Here is a 19,274-nt window from a genome sequence, read left to right on the forward strand (position 1 = left end):
CAAAGCGATAACCCATGACGACACCAATAGCGCAGCCCATAACAGTTACGAAACTGAGTACTACGAAATGACTGCCAATGCATCACCGTAAGGTGAGACAACCCCATCAACAAGACGTCGTCCTGCTTTTCATATTGCAGCCTTTGGTTTTCTGAGTCGTATCAAAGGGTTCTACCCGTTAAGACTAAGAGCTGCAATCCTTTCAGCGTTTTCTTCAATTTTATTTCGGACAGTAGTGCGCCTTCGCGGGAATGACGGGTGAGTGTGAATATAGTGGGGTAGTGTGTTGAGGAAATTGGAAATGACGAGATGCGCCACTTGGAATAATTAGGTGTTTGTTTATAGGGTGGCCATGTCGAGTGATCGATAAGAGTCGATCAGTACATCCAGCATTGCGGCGGCGGCAACGGAGAGGTGGGATCTGGGTTTGCAGACGACGCCGACTTGCCAGCGGATATCGGGAGTGGTGATAGGGCGACAGATGGCGCCTTGTTCGTTGGCTTGTTTACGACAAAGGGCGGGCACGACGGCGACGCCCATGCCTTCGCTGACCATGCGTCCCACGGTGGCGAGCTGGTGGGCATCAAAGGCGACATGGAGTTGAATGCCAGCATTAGCTAGTGCGCTTTCTATTAAGGCGCGTACGCTGGAGGGACGTTGTAGGGTAATAAAGTCGTAGGCGAGGAGCGCTTGCCAAGTGATGCTGTTTTGCTCTGTGAGTGGGTGGTCTTTTGGCAATATGGCAATAAAGCAATCTTCGTACAGAGGGTGAAAGGTGAGGTCATTTAGTGTGTCTGGTTCAAAGGAAATGCCGAGCTCCACTTGATTGTTGGCGACCATGTCGACCACCGCATCGGATAGTACGTCATCAATGGTCACTTGGACGTTGGGAAAACGCTGGTGATATTGACGAATGGCTTGGGGCAGTAAGGAGGCGGCGAAGGATGGCATGGCCGCAATGCTGATTTTACCTAGCTGTAAGGCAAAGCGTTGTTTCATTTCATCTTCGGCGTTTTCCCATTGTGTTAATAAGCGTTTGGCTATGGGCAACAGGGCTTCCCCTTCGGGCGTTAATGATACCGTTCTGGTAGAGCGAGTCAGTAGCTTTCCACCGAGGCTCGCTTCTAAGCTTTTGATTGATAAGCTCAATGCCGGTTGCGATAGGTGTAGTTGGTTGGCAGCGTTGGCAAAGCTCATGCTTTGCGCGACACACAAAAAGGCCCGTAGTTGCTTTATATTCATTGCTGCCCTTGTTTTGTAAAACTTATTAATAAATATAAAAATTAAAATTAATTTATTTGTCACGATCCGTCAAACTGAACTTATCTGTTTTAAACACCGATTCATAAGGAGAATAATAATGGCGGGGTTTGATAAGGTGGTTTCCAGTTATGAAGAAGCCATGCAAGGATTAGAAGATGGTATGACTATCCTTGCTGGCGGCTTTGGTCTATGCGGTATTCCAGAAAATCTGATTGCCGAAATTCAACGCAGAGGCACCACGGGGCTCACGATTGTTTCCAATAATTGTGGAGTCGATGGGTTTGGCCTTGGTCTCTTGTTAGAAAAGAAACAAGTCAAAAAAATGATCTCTTCCTACGTTGGCGAGAATGCGCTATTTGAAAAGCAGCTTCTTGATGGTGAGCTGGAGGTAGAACTCACTCCCCAAGGAACCCTCGCTGAAAAAATGCGGGCGGGCGGTGCAGGCATTCCGGCCTTCTACACTGCAACAGGGGTGGGCACACCGGTTGCAGAAGGCAAGGAGGTTCGTGTCTTTGCAGGGCGTGAATATCTATTGGAAGAAGCCATTACCGGTGAATTTGCTATTGTTAAAGGCTGGAAAGCGGATCGTTATGGCAATGTTATTTATCGTCATACCGCGCAAAACTTCAATCCCCTTGCCGCCACAGCAGGGAAAATCACAGTGGTGGAAGTGGAAGAAATTGTTGACGTCGGTGAGTTAGAGCCTTCGCAAATTCATACGCCAGGTATTTACGTGGATCGGGTGGTTCTCGGTACCTTTGAGAAACGCATCGAAAAACGCACACTAAAAGAATAACGAGGTGTCAGATGGCTTTAACAAGAGAACAAATGGCGCAGCGAGTCGCTCAAGAGTTAAAAGATGGCTTCTATGTCAATTTGGGGATTGGTATTCCAACCTTGGTGGCAAATTATATTCCACAAGATATGGCGGTGATGCTGCAATCCGAAAATGGTTTATTGGGCATGGGAGAGTTTCCTACTGAAGAGACCATTGATGCGGATATGATCAATGCGGGCAAACAGACGGTCACGGCGATAAAGGGCGCATCGATTTTTTCTTCGGCTGAATCCTTCGCGATGATCCGCGGCGGGCATGTGGATTTAACCGTATTGGGGGCGTTTGAGGTAGATGTTCAGGGCAGTATTGCATCTTGGATGATTCCAAACAAATTGGTGAAAGGCATGGGCGGAGCGATGGATTTGGTCGCCGGGGCAGACAATATCATTGTCACCATGACCCACGCTTCTAAAGATGGCGATTCCAAATTGTTGGAATCTTGTCGTTTGCCTTTGACGGGCAAAGGCTGTATCAAAAAAGTGCTGACCGATTTGGCCTGGTTAGAAATAGAGAATGGTGCTTTTATTCTTAAAGAGCGTGCCCCTGGTGTCACCGTAGAAGAGATTCAGGCGAAAACTCAGGGTAAATTAATCGTGCCGGATGATGTACCAGAGATGCAGTTCGCGCAGGCGTCGTAAAACGCTGTTTCGACAAACGAAAATACATAAAGATAAGAGACCGTCAAAGGAGCCGATATGAAAGCTGTTATTGTTGCTGCGGGTAGAACGCCCATAGGGTCATTTAATGGAGCGTTATCCTCATTGAGTGCAGTTCAATTAGGAACGCAATTGTTATCAGGCTTGTTAGCCAAACAGCCTGAGTTAAAAGAGCAAATAGACGAAGTTATTTTAGGTCAAGTATTAACGGCGGGTTGTGGGCAAAACCCAGCTCGTCAAACGGCGATTCATGCGGGTTTGGCCCATACCGTGTCAGCCATGACGATCAATAAAGTCTGTGGCTCTGGCTTAAAAGCGGTGCAACTAGCGGCACAATCCGTATTGAACGGAGATGCCAAGATGGTAGTGGCAGGCGGGCAGGAAAGCATGAGCCAAGCGGCCCATGTGTTGCCAAACAGCCGCAGTGGTAAGAAATTAGGCAACTGGGAGTTGGTGGACTCCATGGTAAAAGATGGTCTGTGGGATGCGTTCAATGACTATCATATGGGTCAAACTGCTGAGAATATTGCTTCCCGTTGGGATATTAGTCGCCATGAACAGGATGCGTTTGCTGTTCAATCTCAGCAAAAAGCCGCTAAAGCCAGAGAAGCAGGGCGCTTTGTTGATGAAATTTTTCCGATCTCCATTCCGCAGCGTAAAGGAGAGCCGATTATTGTTTCAGAAGACGAACAAATCCGTGCGGATACCAGTGAAGCCTCATTAGCTAAGTTGCGTCCCGCTTTTAATAAAGAAGGCACCGTTACAGCGGGTAATGCCTCATCATTGAATGACGGCGCTGCCATGGTGGTGGTGACGACTGATGACGAAGCGAAGCGTTTAGGCTTAACGATATTAGCCACCATTGAAGCTTGCAGCAGTGCGGGGGTTGATCCCAGCATCATGGGAACAGGCCCGATCTCGGCGACGAAAAAAGTCTTAGGGAAGACGAATTGGTCGGTGGCGGATTTGGATCTTGTCGAAGCGAATGAGGCTTTTGCCGTACAAGCATTGTGTGTCAATAAAGAACTGGGCGTGGACACCAGCAAAGTCAATGTTAATGGAGGAGCGGTGGCACTGGGGCATCCTATTGGCGCATCGGGCTGTCGTATTTTAGTGACTTTGTTGAATGAAATGCACAAACAAGATGCCCATAAAGGCTTGGCAACTTTATGTATCGGTGGCGGCATGGGTGTCGCCATGTTGGTGTCTCGTTAGTCTGTCACCCTCTAGTTAGTCACACTATTAAAAGCCTTATCCATTGATATTAATAAAACGGTCGTCAGCAGGCGACCGTTTCGTATCTCCTATAACAAATACAAAAACAGGAAGACTTATGAACACTCTCACACAAGAGAAAACGCTCTTACAAAAAATTAGCCAATTCTTTGTGGTATTACTGCAGCGTTATCTGCCAGACCCGTTTATTTTCGCCATTGTATTGACCTTAGTGGTTTTTGTGATGGTAATGCCCAGCACCGGACAATCGCCAATGCATGTAGTAAACGCATGGGCGGGTGGATTTTGGGAGTTGCCGAGCGTTTAGAGAGCAGCCGTTTACTGTCTTGGTTATTGGGCGTTATGGGCTTTGCCTATATTGAGACGTTTGTACGACTACTGCGCTTGCCAATACTTTGTTAAAAACAGACTCAAAATGCTCATTTATCGCTATAAACTCCGCTTTCTCGTCTGTTTTTGCCGCGTCTTGGCGTCGCTCGTGACATCGTACAAAGGTCTCATATTATTTATTATTTTGTGACCAAGGGTTTTGCTTTGAATTTGAATATCGTGAACTTTACCTTTTTGTTCACGGCGATTTTACTTCACGGTACCCCTAAGAGCTTGTTGAATTCGGTCTCCCAAGGGGCGCGGAATTGTGCGGGCATTCTGCTGCAGTTCCCTTTCTACGCGGGGATCATGGGAATGATGACGGCGGTCGGTCCAACTGGTCAGTCGTTCGCTGGGGTTATTTCCCAGCTGTTTGTGTCCATTTCCAATGAGACGACGTTTCCATTGTTTACCTTTTTAAGTGCTGGTGTGGTGAATTTCTTTGTGCCCTCTGGCGGTGGTCAGTGGGCGGTACAAGCACCTATCATGATGCCAGCGGGCGCGGCGCTGGGTGTGGATGCGGCAAAAACGGCCATGGCCATTGCCTGGGGCGATGCTTGGACGAATATGATCCAACCTTTTTGGGCCTTGCCTGCCTTGGCGATTGCGGGGCTTGGGGCAAAAGACGTGATGGGCTATTGCATTATGGCGCTACTAGGTTCTGGAGTGATTATTTCAGCCGGCTTTCTTCTGTTTTAGAATGACTTTCTAGTAGGATAAACGATTAGCACATTTACAACGAACAATACGGTCTATCAGGCCGTATTGTTGTTTTAACCCAGTATTAAATGCAATGTAAGGAAGCAGAATATGGCGATTGAAACCTATCACCCCAATGATCAGCAGGACTTGATTGAGTTATGGCTGCAATTGTTTCCCAATAACGGTGCTCATAATGAACCCACTTTAATGTTGGCGGCGAAGCGCGAGGTGGATGACTTGATTTTTGTTGCCAAGGAGGATGGGGAATTGGTAGGAGCCTGCATGGCAGGATATGACGGCCATCGTGGATGGCTATATGCTGTGTCTGTAAGGCCTGACCATCAAGGCGAAGGCATTGGTAGAGCTTTGGTGACTCATGCGCTAGACGCCTTGCGAGAAATAGGCTGCATTAAGGTCAATTTACAGGTGCGAGAGGACAACAAACAAGTTGTGCAGTTTTATGAAGCCCTTGGTTTTTCTGTGGAGCCCCGAGTCAGTATGGGATTGTTATTGGATTGAGTTCAGCGTGTCCTTACCACTCGTTTATTCCCACCAGATACGGTAATCTGGCCTATATCATAGCGAGGGGAAATGAGTGATCAAGCCAAAACGCATTATAAACGGTTACTACATCGCGATTATTGTGGCGATTGTCTTTTCTTGGTGGGGCTTGTTGGACAGCAAAGCGTCGGAATACATTTCGTCGTCACTGGTACAGGCGTTGAGTGCTTTTGGGCTCGCCAAATTATTCAATGCCACGGTGTCTGTGCTGCAAAGTGTGCAGATCAGTGTGTTTGTCAGCTCGGTGACCATTGGCGAGTTATTAGATCCCTTTAACGACATGATCGAAGATTTTTCCGGTGTGATGAAAATCGCGGTCACGTCACTGATTTTTCAAAGCATTCTGCTTAAAATTATTTCCACTGTCTATTTCAAAGGGTTTTTAACTCTATCGGCCTTGCTGTTTGGCTATTTATACAGGATCAAAAGTCGCTTTACGGAATTCGCTTATAAAATATTTGTGAGCGCGCTGGGGGCCAAATTTCTATTGGTGTTGGTGGTGTTATTGTCCGCGCTGGTGGACGTGTCTTTTTTGAGTCATGAGAAGACTCAAACCATAGACAAAATCCAAGCACATTCCGCCGATATGGACGAGGTCACAACAGGGTTGGGGGTTGCTGCGGATTTAAAACAGTCCCTTGATAAAGACAAACAAACACTCGAAGAAAAACGCAACGCACAGCAGCAAGTACTGGCTGATGAGAGTGTCCATTTGCGGCAATTGATCCTGCAAAATGAAGCGTTGAATCAGCAAATTACCGAGCGTAAAAAAGCGTTATCTACGTTAGATATTTTGTTTAATAACGATAAGGCATTGTCTGACCTAGAAGACAAACAAAGCGCCCTTAACGACGAGCGTTTGCAAACAGAGCAGAGCATGAAAACCACACAAAGTCAGATTCGTGCCATACAAGAGTCCATCCAAAAGCTGAGTTCAGATAACTCAGAGGATGGCTTGTTGAGCAATCTAAAACAAAATGTTGTTGGTTTGAGCCATTTTAAAGACAAAATCAGCCACTATGTAGAAACACTCAACGGCCTAGTGAACGACTTTCTCACCTTATTAGCCTTGTTTGCTTTCAACACCGTGTTCATTCCCATTTTGTTTCTGTATTTAGGCACAAAAGGCTTCAAACTGATTTGGCAGATTAAACCGTCTGGATTGGTCGAGCGAGCATAGGAAAGTGTCGCTCTTAGAAATCGAATTCGCGTAAAAACGGCTCTTTTGACAATGCTCTTTTTGGTTTGTGTCTTCTTAACTCTCTGTCGGATGCAAACCATTACGGAGTTGATTCTGATCGATTCTATTGATTTCTTCCCCTTCTAAGTTCGTTCTTACTAATGCAAATTTTTAAATAAATTTTTTTAAAACATGGCGTTATGGACTTTGTTTCATATATGGAAATATGAATTTCTTATATGGTTTACTCGATAAATTCTCTTTTCTAAGATTCGGTATCGGAGATCAATATGACATCAACACCAGTAATAAGAACAATAAAAGTCCTTGAACTATTTGCTCAAAGTGACAAACCTGAAACGTTAGCCACTATCTCACGCAAGTGTGGTATTCCGATGGCAACGGCTTCTCGTATTGTTGGTACGCTTGAGAGCGAAGGGTATTTACATCGTTCAAGAGACAAGATGTATTACCGTAACTTCTCTTTACAGAAAAAAATGAATCTGTCTGAAGGGTACTTAAGTTGCTTAGAACAAGTCTTAGAAGATGTGTCAGAGTTATCTGAGCAGTCCAGTGAAGCCATTTTTATTGAAAACAGTCAGTTGCATTGGCTTTCCAAAAAAGAGTCTAAGAATGTTGCCTTCCGTTTGAAAGCCTATCCAGGATTCAAGCGTCCGTTGTACGAACTTGATTCGCCTTCTCGATTAAGCCTAGCCGCAATGGGATGGGATAAAGTGCGCGAGCAATTTGATGTCAATGCCTTTTTTGAAACGGGAATGGAAAGAGAAAAGGTGTCTAAGGCATCACTGAAAGCCCGCCTTCAAAATACTTGCCTAACTGATGTGGTTTACGACGTAGAAGGGAATATTCGAGGCATAAGACGTTTTTCAAAAGCCATTTTTGATCGTCATGGACAGTTTGTTCATCTGCTTTGTATTGCTGAAGCTGCCATATCCAAGCATGACATTCAATCGCATATCGAAAGTAATAAAAAAATCATTAACGAAGCCGCCGCTAAGTTAACCGCCTTTCTTCATAGGGAGTAATCAACTAAACATGAAAAAGCAGCCAAACATTCTATTTATCATGGCCGACGACCATGCTTCAAAAGCAATCAGTTGCTATGGTCATGGCTTAAACAAAACGCCAAATATTGATCGTATTGGTCAAGAAGGTATGCGTTTTAACCATTGTTATGTCACCAACTCAATTTGTACACCAAGCCGTGCCAGCATTTTGTGTGGTAACTATAACCATGTAAACGGCGTCATGACCTTAGCAAGTAAGATTAATAAGCACATCCCCAATGTTGCTAAGCATCTTCAGACGGGCGGTTATCAGACTGCAATGATAGGCAAATGGCACCTAGGAGAAGGTGAAGATCACGAGCCATCTGGTTTTGACTTTTGGTCTGTCTTACCGGGGCAGGGGGAGTATTTTGACCCCGAATTTATTGAAATGGGTAAAGAGGTTCATGAGTCTGGCTATGCGACAGACATCATCACAGATAAATCCATTGATTGGCTGAGAGAAACCTCTACGGATAAGCCGTTTTTTTTAATGTGTCATCACAAAGCGCCACACCGTTCTTGGGAGCCTCATCCAAAATATCGTGATATCTACACTGATGATATTAAGGTTCCAGATACCTTTACGGATGACTACAAAAACCGTGCAAAAGCCGCTAAAGCCGCCAAAATGCGTGTTGATGGCGATATCACGTATTTCGACTTAGGTCTTGTGCAACCAGAAGGCGGTGCAGAAGTTGGTGAAGCCTCCTTTATTGGCTCAAAAGACCGCAAAATTCCTACGCCAAAAGATTTGAGTCATTTCAAGCTTATTGATAAAGACACTGGCGAAGTATTTACCTTTAACACTCATGAAGCGTTAGCGCATTTTAAATACCAGCGTTATATCAAGCGTTATGTTCGCACCATTGCTTCCATTGATGAAAGTGTTGGTCGCTTACTGGATTATCTGGATGAAACAGGCCAAGCCGATAATACCATCGTTATTTACACTTCAGACCAAGGGTTCTTTTTAGGTGAACATGGCTGGTTTGATAAGCGATTTATGTACGAAGAATCTTTCCAAATGCCATTCTTAATTCGTTATCCCAATGGCATCAAAGCAGGAAGCGTTTGCAATGACATTATCTCCAATGTGGATTTTGCACCGACTTTTCTAGACTACGCCAACATCACAGTACCAAGTTATATGCAAGGTACAAGCGCACGTCCTTTACTGGAAGGCAATACTCCTAGGAATTGGCAAACAGTGGCCTACCATCGTTACTGGATGCACAGCGATGAGCATCATAATGCTTATGCGCATTACGGCATTCGTAATAAACGCTACAAATTAATTTTCTGGTACAACGAAGGCTTTGACTTACCTGGTACACAGCCGGGTGGTGAAGAGAAAGAGTGGGAGCTTTTCGACTGTGAAGAAGACCCTCTAGAGCTATTTAACTGTTATAGCAAACCTGAATACAAAGAGGTTGTTCGAGAGCTGACCATTGCGCTTGATCAGAAGATGGCCGAAATCGGTGATGTACCTCGTCATAACACGGCGGAGATTTTGTCTGCTCTTTAATGAAAGGGGGCTTTGGGGCCTCCAACTTTAATCGTCTAATAACAAGGTTAACAAAGGACAATAAAATGAAGTTCATATCTTTAGCGAAAGCACTTTCTTTGGGGCTTACTGTCTTTACTGCAAGTTCTGTATTTGCAGCGCAATATGATTTTACGATGGCGACAACTACGCCGGTATCTTCTCCATGGGGGAAGACGCTAACAAACTTTCAACACTTAGCGGCGCAATACACCCACGGTAAAGTTGAAATTAAGACAAGCTTCGGCGGCGCTTTAGGTAATGATACCCAGTTACTTCAAAAAGCTCAGCTAGGTTCTATCGTACAAGGTGCTCAATCCTCTGGAGCAAACTTAGGCACGACAGTTCACGCTTTTAAAGTATTTGATATTCCCTATATTTTTAATAGCGTCGAAACCGGGATGAAGCTTTTCTATCCAAACGGAAAGCTTGGCGGCAAAGTAGTGGATGAGCTCCAAACCTTAATGGCGAAAAAGAATCTTCGTTTGCTTTACGTAATGCCGTTTGAATTCCGTGGCATTTTAACGACGGACAAGAAAGTGAGCACGCCTAGCGATATGAAAGGCCTAAAAATGCGAGTAACACCAAGCGATGTTGAACGTACCATTATTACATCTCTTGGCGCTGGCGCGACAACATTAGGTATTTCAGAGGTTTACACGGCTCTTCAAACGGGAACCGTTGATGGCTTGGCTATCCCTCCAATTACCGCTGTCGCATTTGGTTTAGATGAAGTGGCGGGCAATTTCAATGAGCTGAACTTTCAACCGCATGGCTCATTTATGACAGTGAATGCTCTTGCCTGGAAGAGGCTTCCAAAAAATATTCAGGATGAACTTCAAAAAGCGGCTGATGATGCGGTGCATAACAATGCGGCACTTTTTAAGTCCGTCTTAACCGAGTCAATTAATAAATTCAAAGCAAAGGGTGCCAATGTTATTGAGCCTACGGCCGCTGAGAAAAAAGCCTTTGCGGATGTTATTCAAGGGCCGGCTAGTAAAGTGGCGACGAAAGAGTTTAATAGCAGGGAGAAGCAGTTCTACCAAACGGTGAAAGAGACTATTAAAAGCTTTAAGTAGCGTCATCAGGGCAGGGCAACCTGCCCAATTTCATAAGTAGTACCTATTATGCTAAAGCCTATAAAATTAATAGAGAAACATTTCGAAGAGTTTCTCTGTAGCCTTATGCTTGGCTACATTATGGTTTCCTTGAATATCGAAGTATTTAATCGTTATGTGTTGAACTCGCCATCGGCCTACACAGATGAGGCCGCTCGATTGCTCATGATCATGATAGTGTTTCTTGGCGTGCCTTGGGCTGTCAAACTTGATAAACATGTCATTATTGATTTGATCCCTGTTTCAGAAAAGTGGCGTACTAGGCGTCGCGTAATTGCCTTAATTTCACACCTGATTTTTATCACTTTTAGCATCTGTTTTATCTTTGCTTCAATACATGCAGCAGAGTTCCATCACATGTTGGGGACGGTAACGGAAGGCATGGAAATTCCTTATTGGATACCGCTATCTATTTTACCTGCCATATTCGGTTTAACCATCATTCGTCTGTTACAACGAATTTATTTATTGCTTACCAATAAAACCTTAATAGAAGAGCACGAGGTGCCTCATGTCTAGTTTTGAAGTTTTACTGATGGTGTGCTCGTTTTTTGCGTTTATTGCTCTTCAAGTGCCCGTTGCGATTGCATTAGGAACGGTCCTGTTTTTGTGCTATTACATTATGGGGTTCAACACCATCGAATTAGTCATGGACGCTTATCAGTCTCTTGATAGCTTTCCCTTGCTCGCAATCCCGATGTTTATTCTTGCTGGCACACTGATGGCGACAGGTGGCGTAGCAAAACGTATATTAGGGCTTGCCGATGAATTTGTTGGCCATTTGCCTGGCGGCCTTGCCATCGTGACTATCTTTGCCTGTTTGTTGTTCGGTGGTTTATCTGGGTCTGCGCCTGCTACGGTTGCGGCGATAGGGGCAATCACCATTCCTGAAATGATTAAACAAGGTTATGGCAAAGGGTTTGCTGCTGGTGTAACGGCTTGTTCTGGCGTCATTGCGATTTTGGTGCCACCATCAAATCCTATGATCATCTATTCATTATCCCAACCAGGAACGTCCGTGTCGGCCATGTTTTTGAGCGGGATCTTGCCAGGGTTTTTATTGGCACTGGGTATTGCAATACCAGCGTATTGGGTATCGAAGAAGAACGGCTGGGGTGGAACCAGAGCCGCTGGAACATGGGGAACCCGTGGGAAAGCAATTTATGAGGCAAAATGGGCCATTCTAACGCCAGTAATCATTTTGGGAGGAATTTACTCAGGTGTTTTCACTCCAACCGAATCCGCAGCCGTGGCTTCGCTTTACGCATTTATAATCGGCATGTTTGTGCATAAGGAAATAAAGGTTACTAAGATATTTGATATCCTTTCTAAGTCAGCCATCATGTCTGTTGTTGCGATGTTTCTTATTCCGTTTGCGGTCGCGCTAGGGAAGTTACTTTCCTCACAACAGGTGCCAGAGTTAATGACACACTCACTATCAGGGTTTATGGATGGAAAGGTCGCCACCATTCTCTTGATCATCTTGCTGTTACTCTTTATCGGCTGCTTTATGGATACTTTGGCGTCGATTATTGTGCTTACCCCGTTGCTGTATCCACTAGTCAGTCAATATGGTATCAGCACGTATCACTTTGGGATTATTCTAATAGTGTGTCTAGGCTTGGGTTTTGTGACGCCACCATTGGGAGGAAACTTATTTATCGCCAATCAGATAAGTCGAACATCCGTTCAAAGTGTGTTTATTGGTGCTCTGCCAACATTAGGAGGCATGCTTGTGGCTGCCCTGTTAATTGCCTTTATTCCTCAAATCTCTGAAGCATTTTTGTAGACACTGTCTTCTAAGCGATTAAGGATTGATCGCTTAGCCTTCTATGATGCTCAAGCAGCAAGTTTGTTTGTTCATCAGCCCAATGCTTGCTTTGTCGGAAAAATAGTGTCTATTCTTTTGCTCAAGAAGTATATTTATCATGGTTCCTTAACAGGTCTCAATATCAAGGAAGGTACATGGCAGAGTCATCACAAGCGCCTCTAATGGGCCGACAATTTACTTATCAGCAAGAGAATTTGCTTGCGCTTTATCAGGAAATGGAATGGTTGAGGTTGGTGATCAATCAGGTGATTTGCAGCTACCTCAAGCAAGAAGGGCATGAGAATCATTGGTTGGAGATTCCCCAGCCGCCGATAGCACCTGGCTCTAGTCTCTATGCGGATTTACTGATTGATTGGGAGCTTAATGTATTTGAGCGTTTGGCATTGGCGCTTGCTATGGCGCCTTCCATCAAGCCAGATGTTCTGGACTTTTTCTTTGGCTTAAATGGTCTGATTGACCGACCGTTTACTGAATTTGGTGGCGTGTCGGATAAAGCGTTCAGTGGCTTTTTGCCCACTGGTCAAACCCTGAATTTTCTGATTAGTGCCAACAACCCTGAATGGCGCGAGCATTGTATGGCTATTTTGTCACACAATCATCGCTTAATGGCGGAACAGGTGACAGAGTTGATGTCGGTGGATTCCGGTCTACCCGCTTGGGCGGGTGTGTACCAAATGAGCGATCATTGGCTTCATTATTTTGTCACAGGGGAACATTTACGTCCTGAACTCAGTACGAGCTTTCCTGCCCACCCTTTAGATACACCGATGACTTGGGATGATCTGGTCCTCGACTACAGTGTGATGAGTAAACTCGATGACATACGGGCTTGGTTATCCCATGGTAAAACCTTAATGCAAGATTGGCAACTTGATAAAAAAATCAAAGCGGGTTATCGAGCGGTGTTTTTTGGTCCTCCAGGGACAGGGAAAACCCTCACAGCGGCCTTATTGGGTAAATCCACAGGCAGAGAGGTGTATCGAGTGGATTTGTCCATGGTGGTATCCAAATACATAGGGGAAACCGAGAAAAACCTCTCCCGTGTTTTCGATGCGGCAAGTTATAAAGACTGGATTCTGTTTTTTGACGAAGGGGACGCCCTGTTTGGCAAGCGCAGCGAAGGCAGCTCTTCCAATGATCGCCATGCCAACCAACTGACAGGATACTTACTGCAAAAAATTGAAGACTTTCCCGGCACCGTTATCATCGCCACCAACTTGAAAAGTAATATGGACGAAGCTTTTACCCGTCGCTTCCAGAGCATGGTGCAATTCACCATGCCAGGTGTCGAAGAGCGTCTACAGCTTTGGCAAAACGCCTTTCGTGGTGTTTGTGACCTTGCAGACGACGTGGATTTATCGCAAATCGCCAAGGATTACGAAGTAGCCGGTGGACATGTGATTAACATCTTGCGCCAATGCGCCCTGAACGCGGTACGCCGTAATGAGCGTATCGTCTATAAAGCCGACTTAATACAAAGCATTCGGCAAGAGTTTCAGAAAGGAAATAAAATTATTGTGTGAAATTCAATGAAAAAAAGGTAGATTGTCTATAAAATGATCAGAAAGGCCTTTGCGTGACGTCGTGAGCAAAGGCTATAAGATACATTCACAACTCATAGGGAATGGGCGTATGTATTCAGAGCTTAAAGATAAGTCGACTCGGCAGAGGCAGGCACCTGTGCAGCGTAACGCCAGTCATACCGGTAAAACACTGGAAGATAACCGTGACCATGCCCCTGTTCAGCGCCAGCCCAATCGCACAGGCTTGCCAGACAACCTTAAAAGTGGCATGGAAAACCTCAGTGGCATGAGTCTTGATCATGTTAAAGTCCATTACAACTCCCCCAAACCCGCTGCGGTGCAAGCCCACGCTTATGCCCAAGGCAGCGACATTCACCTTGCTTCCGGCCAAGAAAAACACCTTCCCCATGAACTAGGCCACGTTGTTCAACAAGCCCAAGGGCGTGTTCAACCAACCACCTCCGTGGGCGGCATGGCAGTGAACGATAGCCAATCTTTAGAGAATGAAGCGACTGCCTTAGGTTATAAGGCATTGCAAATGAAGCCAACACAGAATCACGGCGACTGAGTCTATATAAAGGCTTTGCGGGAATTCGCTCTCCCTTGGATGAAATGGATTTATAAGAAGTGGCTCTTTAACAAACTAAAAGGGCGTTAAAAGACCAGTGTTGATAAAAAGATAGTGTTAATAAAGTCCACAAGGGACTTTCCGAGTATGTTATCGGTAATTGCTCCTGCATTACTCTAATAAGCTACATCCCTGTAGCGATAGGCAATGAAGAAAGCCTATAACATTCACTAAAAAAATTTTAAAAAAGGTTTGAGATATGTATGAACAAGTAGAGAAACCGAAAGAAAAAAGCAGGGCCGTTGCTAATTCTGTTTCTCAGAAGAAAAGTGATGGGAAGCAAGGGTTTGTGGATAATCGACAAGAAGCTGTTGCGCAAAGAAAGTTCCAAGAGTTGGCTAATACCCCTACGTCTCAACAACGAATAACCAATGATATTGACAAAATAAATGGAATAATGCAACGAAAAATAAACATTGTCAACCCAAATATGAATATTGATTGGCATATTGCTTATTTTGACTATATCTACCCAAGGTTAGCTGAGATTAGATTGGAAACAGGAGCAACAGATTTAACTATCAATAATTTACTAAAAAAATACGACCAAGATAACATCACCTTCGCTGCTCCAGAGAAGCTGTTAGAGGTACTAAAGCAAGAACTAATTATTGAAGGTTTGGAGGGGGAAGAGGAACCTGTAGATGAGTCAGGTTATGAGGCGGATATTGAGGATAACCTTGACTCTGATCAAGATCTTGCAAAGACCAAAAATGAGTCAAAAGTGACAAAAGAAGCGTTAACAGACTCGGCGCAGATATTCGGTAAACCGATTAGTATAGAAGAAAGTGACAACTATTTTACTCTATATCGTTCGGTAGAAACTGGAGAATTAGACGCCTTGAAGACTATGATTAAAGAATATGGGATACCCATCTTTACGTTTAAACCAGGTAAGGAAGGAGATGCTGAAAAGATGTTTGCCCCCAACAAGAGTTATGTTGTGGAAAGTATGGGAAATAAGGGTAAACGCAGTAACCTGATGGAGATAATAGTCAATAGGAAAGGTTTAGAGGATATGATATACAACCCAAAATTTACAACGGCTCAAGGGGATGCCAACGATTGGTTAAAAAAGCAACACAATATTGGAAAAGAAACAGGAGGAAAACCGTCACCAATTACTTTGAAGCGTGAAAGCCCCAAGAAAAAAAAGGGAATAAGTTATACTTCAATTAACATAGGATTTCGGAAAAGTGGGAATGCTTTGGAATTATTGGCAAAGAACATTGTGTCAATTAGGTTAATTGAAAAGAAATATGACATCAAAAAAGAAAAAGATATAGTGAAGTCGATATAAAAATACAACTCTGTTGTTCAGCCAAAACCCATAACAAAACCTAAAAGCCATTGAGAACGTCTTTTAGCCCAATTGCTATAGGCAACTGAAGAAAACCTATAACAGCCACTAAAGAAAAAATAAAAGGTTTGAGATATGTATGAACAAGTAGAGAAGCCGAAAGAAAATAAAAGTAGGGCGGTTACTAATACCGTTACTCAGAAAAAAAATGCTGGGAGGCAAGGATTTTGGTTTGTGGATAATCGACCTGAGGCTGCTGCTCAAAGGGCACAGCAGGTGATAACAAATAATAGAAGACAATCAAAACAAACGGTTCAACTACAAGTTTTGACGCCTCCCTTCCAAACTATTCAACTAGAAAAGTATAAATTCGAAAATCCTGCACCTGATGAGATGATGAGTAATGCTGCTTATGAAAAAAATTGGACAGAACAAATGGTCTTAGCTGAAATAAGTGATCGGGACGTAGCTGGTGCTGTTTTGAAACATACACCGGACCGAGCAACTGCTGTAAAACATATTCGAATTTTAAAGGAGTTTCAAACATCGCAGAATCGCAGCAATCAAATGGTTTATAACTCATTTAAAGCAAGTGCACGTGATGATCACTATTCTAGTACTGCGAAGTATAACCAAGATATGGCAGAATTAATTGCGGCGCAAGAAGAAGTGGGGAGATTGGCGATTTGGTCTTCTAATGGAGTATATGTTAACGCGCGTGCAGGTACTCAGTATAATATTGGCCTTGCAAGAACATACTCCATTGAACCTTTAACGGAGGTGGATTTGCTTTATGCAAAAGAGGATACACCGCATGTGGATGAGGTAAAATCAACAGCTGGAGCATTTGTTGATAAAATTGGATCCAATCAATTTCCTAACTTACTCACCTGGGCTGAACGTAATAATGGAGTGGCCCGTGTAGTTGTACATGATAACTTAGCTTCACTTATTGCTAAATTCCGCATTGATAGATACCACGATAGGTTCAACACACTGGAGACGTTAGTATACGATAATAATTTAGAGGTAGTCTTTAGAGACGGAGATGCAATTGAAGTAATTGAAGATATTAGAGCACTAATTGATCGAATTAAAAAAGAAAAAGAAGAAGCTGATTTGGACTCAATTATTGAAGAAATGCATGAAGGAGAGGGTTTTCACTAATCGAAAACAAAGAGGCAGCCCCTGAGTCTTGAATAAAGTAACAAGAAGAAAAGCCCATAACAAAACCTAAAAATCATTAAAACGCTTTTTAGCCCAATTGTTACATTCAGTATGGTGCATTGACGCCGTACGTCCATCCTATCACGTGCAATAAGAATTCAGATAATGGCGAGGATGGCTTTTAAATGTTTAAGCCAAATCAGACCTACAGCAGCTTTACAGCATTACAGTAATCCCCAAATATAGTTAACCAAAAATGACGGTCATCCAACCGCCATCACGGTTTATCCCCTTCTTTATTCGCCCATCGAACGGCGAATAGTATCAAGCCAATCACTAGCATAAAGAGCAGCAGTATTGGGCCTTGGTAGTCTTTAAAATATGGGTCGGCAATAAACACCAGCATTAATCCAATAATAGCGGCGGCGCTGAGTGCGACAAATGGCAGTTTGCTGAGATAGGATCGCAGTGGATAGTACCAAATGCTGATGATGAGTAGGCTGACGATGACGGCGAAGGTAACAAATAATATTAGCCTTAGCTCCCAGCGGTTTGGACAGACCCAATTAAACACTTTATTGATGGTTGATATCGCCATATCTAATGGTGGTGGGTACGAAGAAAGAGTGGGAAAGAACGTTCTATCAATTAAGCTTTGGCTTATGCTGTTAAGTGGCAGCGGCCAATAGGCGGCGCCTAAGAAAGACCAACGGGATAAACGGACGAGTTGCGTGAGGTTGTTTTGCTGATTGCGGTTGTCTTCTGTCACTAACATGGGAGTAATACGTTTAAAGACTTGCTCGGCGCCTAGCTGATCCTTTTGAAGGCTGAGCCAGTATCTCAGCTCCTGAATTTGTGTTAATTCATCTGCAGCTTTTTGGCTGCTGTTAGGCGTGGATGGGCGCATAATGATTAAGTTGGTGAGTTGAGCTAATGTTTTGAGATTATCAAATTGATAAAAGCCGTTGTTGGTGGGGGCGATAACGTCTTCAACGGGAATAATGATATTAAGATAATATCGATCATTGGGTCGTGCCGTAATCACTTTGGCATTAGCCCGTTTACTATTGGCTTTGAGGAGCAAGGCTTTTTTTAAGTTACGCACAAACGCTAAAAACTGCTGTTGGCTTTGCTGTGTTTTAAGTGCGGATAGGTTTATGTCCAATGTGATGCCGTCTCCTATTGTGGGGATGGGGGTGAGACCAAAGGATACAATAGGCTCCATTCTATTAATAAAGTATTGATCGAGAGGCTGGGTAATGGAGGCGACAATTTGCTGGATTAATTGCTCATTATATTGCTCGGTAAGTCGTTTTTCGGTCGGCTTTTGGGCAGCCGTTACGACGAGGTCTACATTGCTACGGTAACGATGGGCCATTTGGACAAATTGGCTGTTTTCGGGTTGGGGCTGCCAGTTAGGAGGTAAGATGAGCTTGCTGCCATCTTTTTGGTTGGGGGTGATGACGGCACCCACAAAACCTATACGATCAAGTTGGCTGAAATTGATGGTTTGACCGGTTTTCGGGTGATCCCAATAGGGGTATAAACCATAGAAGGTGCCGACACTGAAAATGGACAATAGACTGTCCTCACAACCACAGTTGGCGGGAGCGTTCCAAATGACAGGATTATTTTGCTCAGGTGGTATACCGGATTTTTTGGCAATGCTGACAATGCTTTTTACATCAGAGAAAGTGGTTGGAATCCCTGCGAGTTTGATCGCCGAATAGAGCATATAGAGACTGTAGAACACCTCACCTTGTAATGGCTTGAACAGTTGTAATGTTTCCTGCGAGAAATTGGAGATGTGTTGTTTACTTAATACTGTCTCTAGGGCCTTTGTATTAATCACCCAGACTATCTGTGAAGCGTCTGTTTGGGTAGCGCTCTGTGTTTCGCTGGTGGGTGTTTTGTCTGATTTGATAGGGATAGATTGAGATTGAATCAGTTGTCCCAAATCTATTGAGGGATCGGGAGAAAGAGGCGGTTCTGACAACACCTCACTAAGTGAGTTTATAAGCTGGCTACGTTGTTCAAACTGCTTGAGACTAAGCGCCTGTAATTTGTCCCGTAGTAAGCGATCCTGTTGCATCTTGTCAAAATCGCTTGCACTCAGTTGATAGTAAATCAAACTGTCTTGAGACGTTGATGTTTCGCTTTCCTCGGTGGCAAACACTTGTCCTGTACATGTCCACCATAAGAGCCCTAGTAGTAGAAGGGCCTGACGGTAGGCTGAGCGTTCTCTGATCGTTTTTATGGGGAAGCCGATAAATGGTTTGATCATGGTGA

At 44.1% G+C, this 19,274-nt stretch carries 17 protein-coding genes and 1 pseudogene; 16 read left to right on the forward strand and 2 right to left on the reverse strand.

The genetic code is table 11. The features are described 5' to 3' along the window. Positions 1–339 precede the first annotated feature (339 nt). Entirely contained in the window at positions 340–1,242 is a 903-nt protein-coding gene (locus JHD45_RS19915) for a LysR family transcriptional regulator (RefSeq protein WP_199478227.1), read from the reverse strand. Positions 1,243–1,360: 118 nt separating this feature from the next. Between JHD45_RS19915 and JHD45_RS19920 the strand changes: the two genes are divergently transcribed. From JHD45_RS19920 to JHD45_RS19995, 16 genes and pseudogenes are all read left to right on the forward strand, one after another. After that, a complete protein-coding gene (locus JHD45_RS19920) occupies positions 1,361–2,059 on the forward strand; it encodes a CoA transferase subunit A (RefSeq protein WP_199478228.1) in 699 nt (232 codons plus the stop codon). Positions 2,060–2,070: 11 nt separating this feature from the next. Further along, the gene (locus JHD45_RS19925; protein ID WP_199478229.1) at positions 2,071–2,739 is read left to right on the forward strand and encodes a CoA transferase subunit B; all 669 of its coding nucleotides are present in this window, start codon (positions 2,071–2,073) and stop codon (positions 2,737–2,739) included. Positions 2,740–2,796: 57 nt separating this feature from the next. Continuing rightward, a complete protein-coding gene (locus JHD45_RS19930; RefSeq protein ID WP_199478230.1) occupies positions 2,797–3,972 on the forward strand; it encodes an acetyl-CoA C-acetyltransferase in 1,176 nt (391 codons plus the stop codon). Positions 3,973–4,090: 118 nt separating this feature from the next. Next, positions 4,091–4,300 (forward strand): TIGR00366 family protein, encoded by a 210-nt coding sequence (locus JHD45_RS19935; RefSeq protein WP_233407957.1) that lies wholly within the window; start codon positions 4,091–4,093, stop codon positions 4,298–4,300. A 224-nt stretch (positions 4,301–4,524) separates the two neighbouring features. Next, a pseudogene (locus tag JHD45_RS19940) lies at positions 4,525–5,061 on the forward strand (TIGR00366 family protein); the annotation flags it as partial. A 111-nt stretch (positions 5,062–5,172) separates the two neighbouring features. Then, complete coding sequence (locus JHD45_RS19945) at positions 5,173–5,583, forward strand: GNAT family acetyltransferase (RefSeq protein ID WP_199478231.1); 411 nt, start codon at positions 5,173–5,175, stop codon at positions 5,581–5,583. 76 nt (positions 5,584–5,659) lie between these two features. Further along, positions 5,660–6,805: a hypothetical protein gene (locus tag JHD45_RS19950; RefSeq protein WP_199478232.1), complete on the forward strand. Its 1,146-nt coding sequence runs from the start codon at positions 5,660–5,662 to the stop codon at positions 6,803–6,805. A 290-nt stretch (positions 6,806–7,095) separates the two neighbouring features. After that, a complete protein-coding gene (locus JHD45_RS19955; RefSeq protein WP_199478233.1) occupies positions 7,096–7,851 on the forward strand; it encodes a helix-turn-helix domain-containing protein in 756 nt (251 codons plus the stop codon). A 10-nt stretch (positions 7,852–7,861) separates the two neighbouring features. After that, positions 7,862–9,400 (forward strand): sulfatase, encoded by a 1,539-nt coding sequence (locus JHD45_RS19960; protein ID WP_199478234.1) that lies wholly within the window; start codon positions 7,862–7,864, stop codon positions 9,398–9,400. Positions 9,401–9,465: 65 nt separating this feature from the next. Beyond that, positions 9,466–10,497 (forward strand): TRAP transporter substrate-binding protein, encoded by a 1,032-nt coding sequence (locus JHD45_RS19965; protein WP_199478235.1) that lies wholly within the window; start codon positions 9,466–9,468, stop codon positions 10,495–10,497. A 48-nt stretch (positions 10,498–10,545) separates the two neighbouring features. Continuing rightward, positions 10,546–11,055 carry a TRAP transporter small permease gene (locus JHD45_RS19970; RefSeq protein ID WP_199478236.1) on the forward strand — a complete coding sequence of 170 codons (510 nt, stop codon included), beginning with the start codon at positions 10,546–10,548 and terminating at the stop codon, positions 11,053–11,055. Then, a complete protein-coding gene (locus tag JHD45_RS19975; RefSeq protein WP_199478237.1) occupies positions 11,048–12,325 on the forward strand; it encodes a TRAP transporter large permease in 1,278 nt (425 codons plus the stop codon). Before JHD45_RS19970 ends, JHD45_RS19975 begins: the two co-directional genes overlap by 8 nt. A gap of 176 nt (positions 12,326–12,501) precedes the next feature. Next, positions 12,502–13,890, forward strand: coding sequence for an ATP-binding protein (locus tag JHD45_RS19980; protein WP_199478238.1), 1,389 nt, complete (start codon positions 12,502–12,504; stop codon positions 13,888–13,890). A 109-nt stretch (positions 13,891–13,999) separates the two neighbouring features. Further along, positions 14,000–14,458, forward strand: coding sequence for a DUF4157 domain-containing protein (locus tag JHD45_RS19985; RefSeq protein WP_199478239.1), 459 nt, complete (start codon positions 14,000–14,002; stop codon positions 14,456–14,458). A gap of 259 nt (positions 14,459–14,717) precedes the next feature. After that, positions 14,718–15,818 carry a hypothetical protein gene (locus JHD45_RS19990; RefSeq protein WP_199478240.1) on the forward strand — a complete coding sequence of 367 codons (1,101 nt, stop codon included), beginning with the start codon at positions 14,718–14,720 and terminating at the stop codon, positions 15,816–15,818. Positions 15,819–15,953: 135 nt separating this feature from the next. After that, the gene (locus tag JHD45_RS19995) at positions 15,954–16,985 is read left to right on the forward strand and encodes a hypothetical protein (protein ID WP_199478241.1); all 1,032 of its coding nucleotides are present in this window, start codon (positions 15,954–15,956) and stop codon (positions 16,983–16,985) included. Positions 16,986–17,262: 277 nt separating this feature from the next. Here the strand turns inward: JHD45_RS19995 and JHD45_RS20000 are convergent, their stop codons facing one another. Beyond that, on the reverse strand, positions 17,263–19,269 hold the full coding sequence (locus JHD45_RS20000; RefSeq protein WP_199478242.1) for a hypothetical protein: 2,007 nt from the start codon (positions 19,267–19,269) through the stop codon (positions 17,263–17,265). Positions 19,270–19,274 lie beyond the last annotated feature (5 nt).

Origin of the sequence: Marinomonas spartinae (genome assembly GCF_016461715.1) — a bacterium.
Lineage (GTDB): Bacteria > Pseudomonadota > Gammaproteobacteria > Pseudomonadales > Marinomonadaceae > Marinomonas > Marinomonas spartinae_A.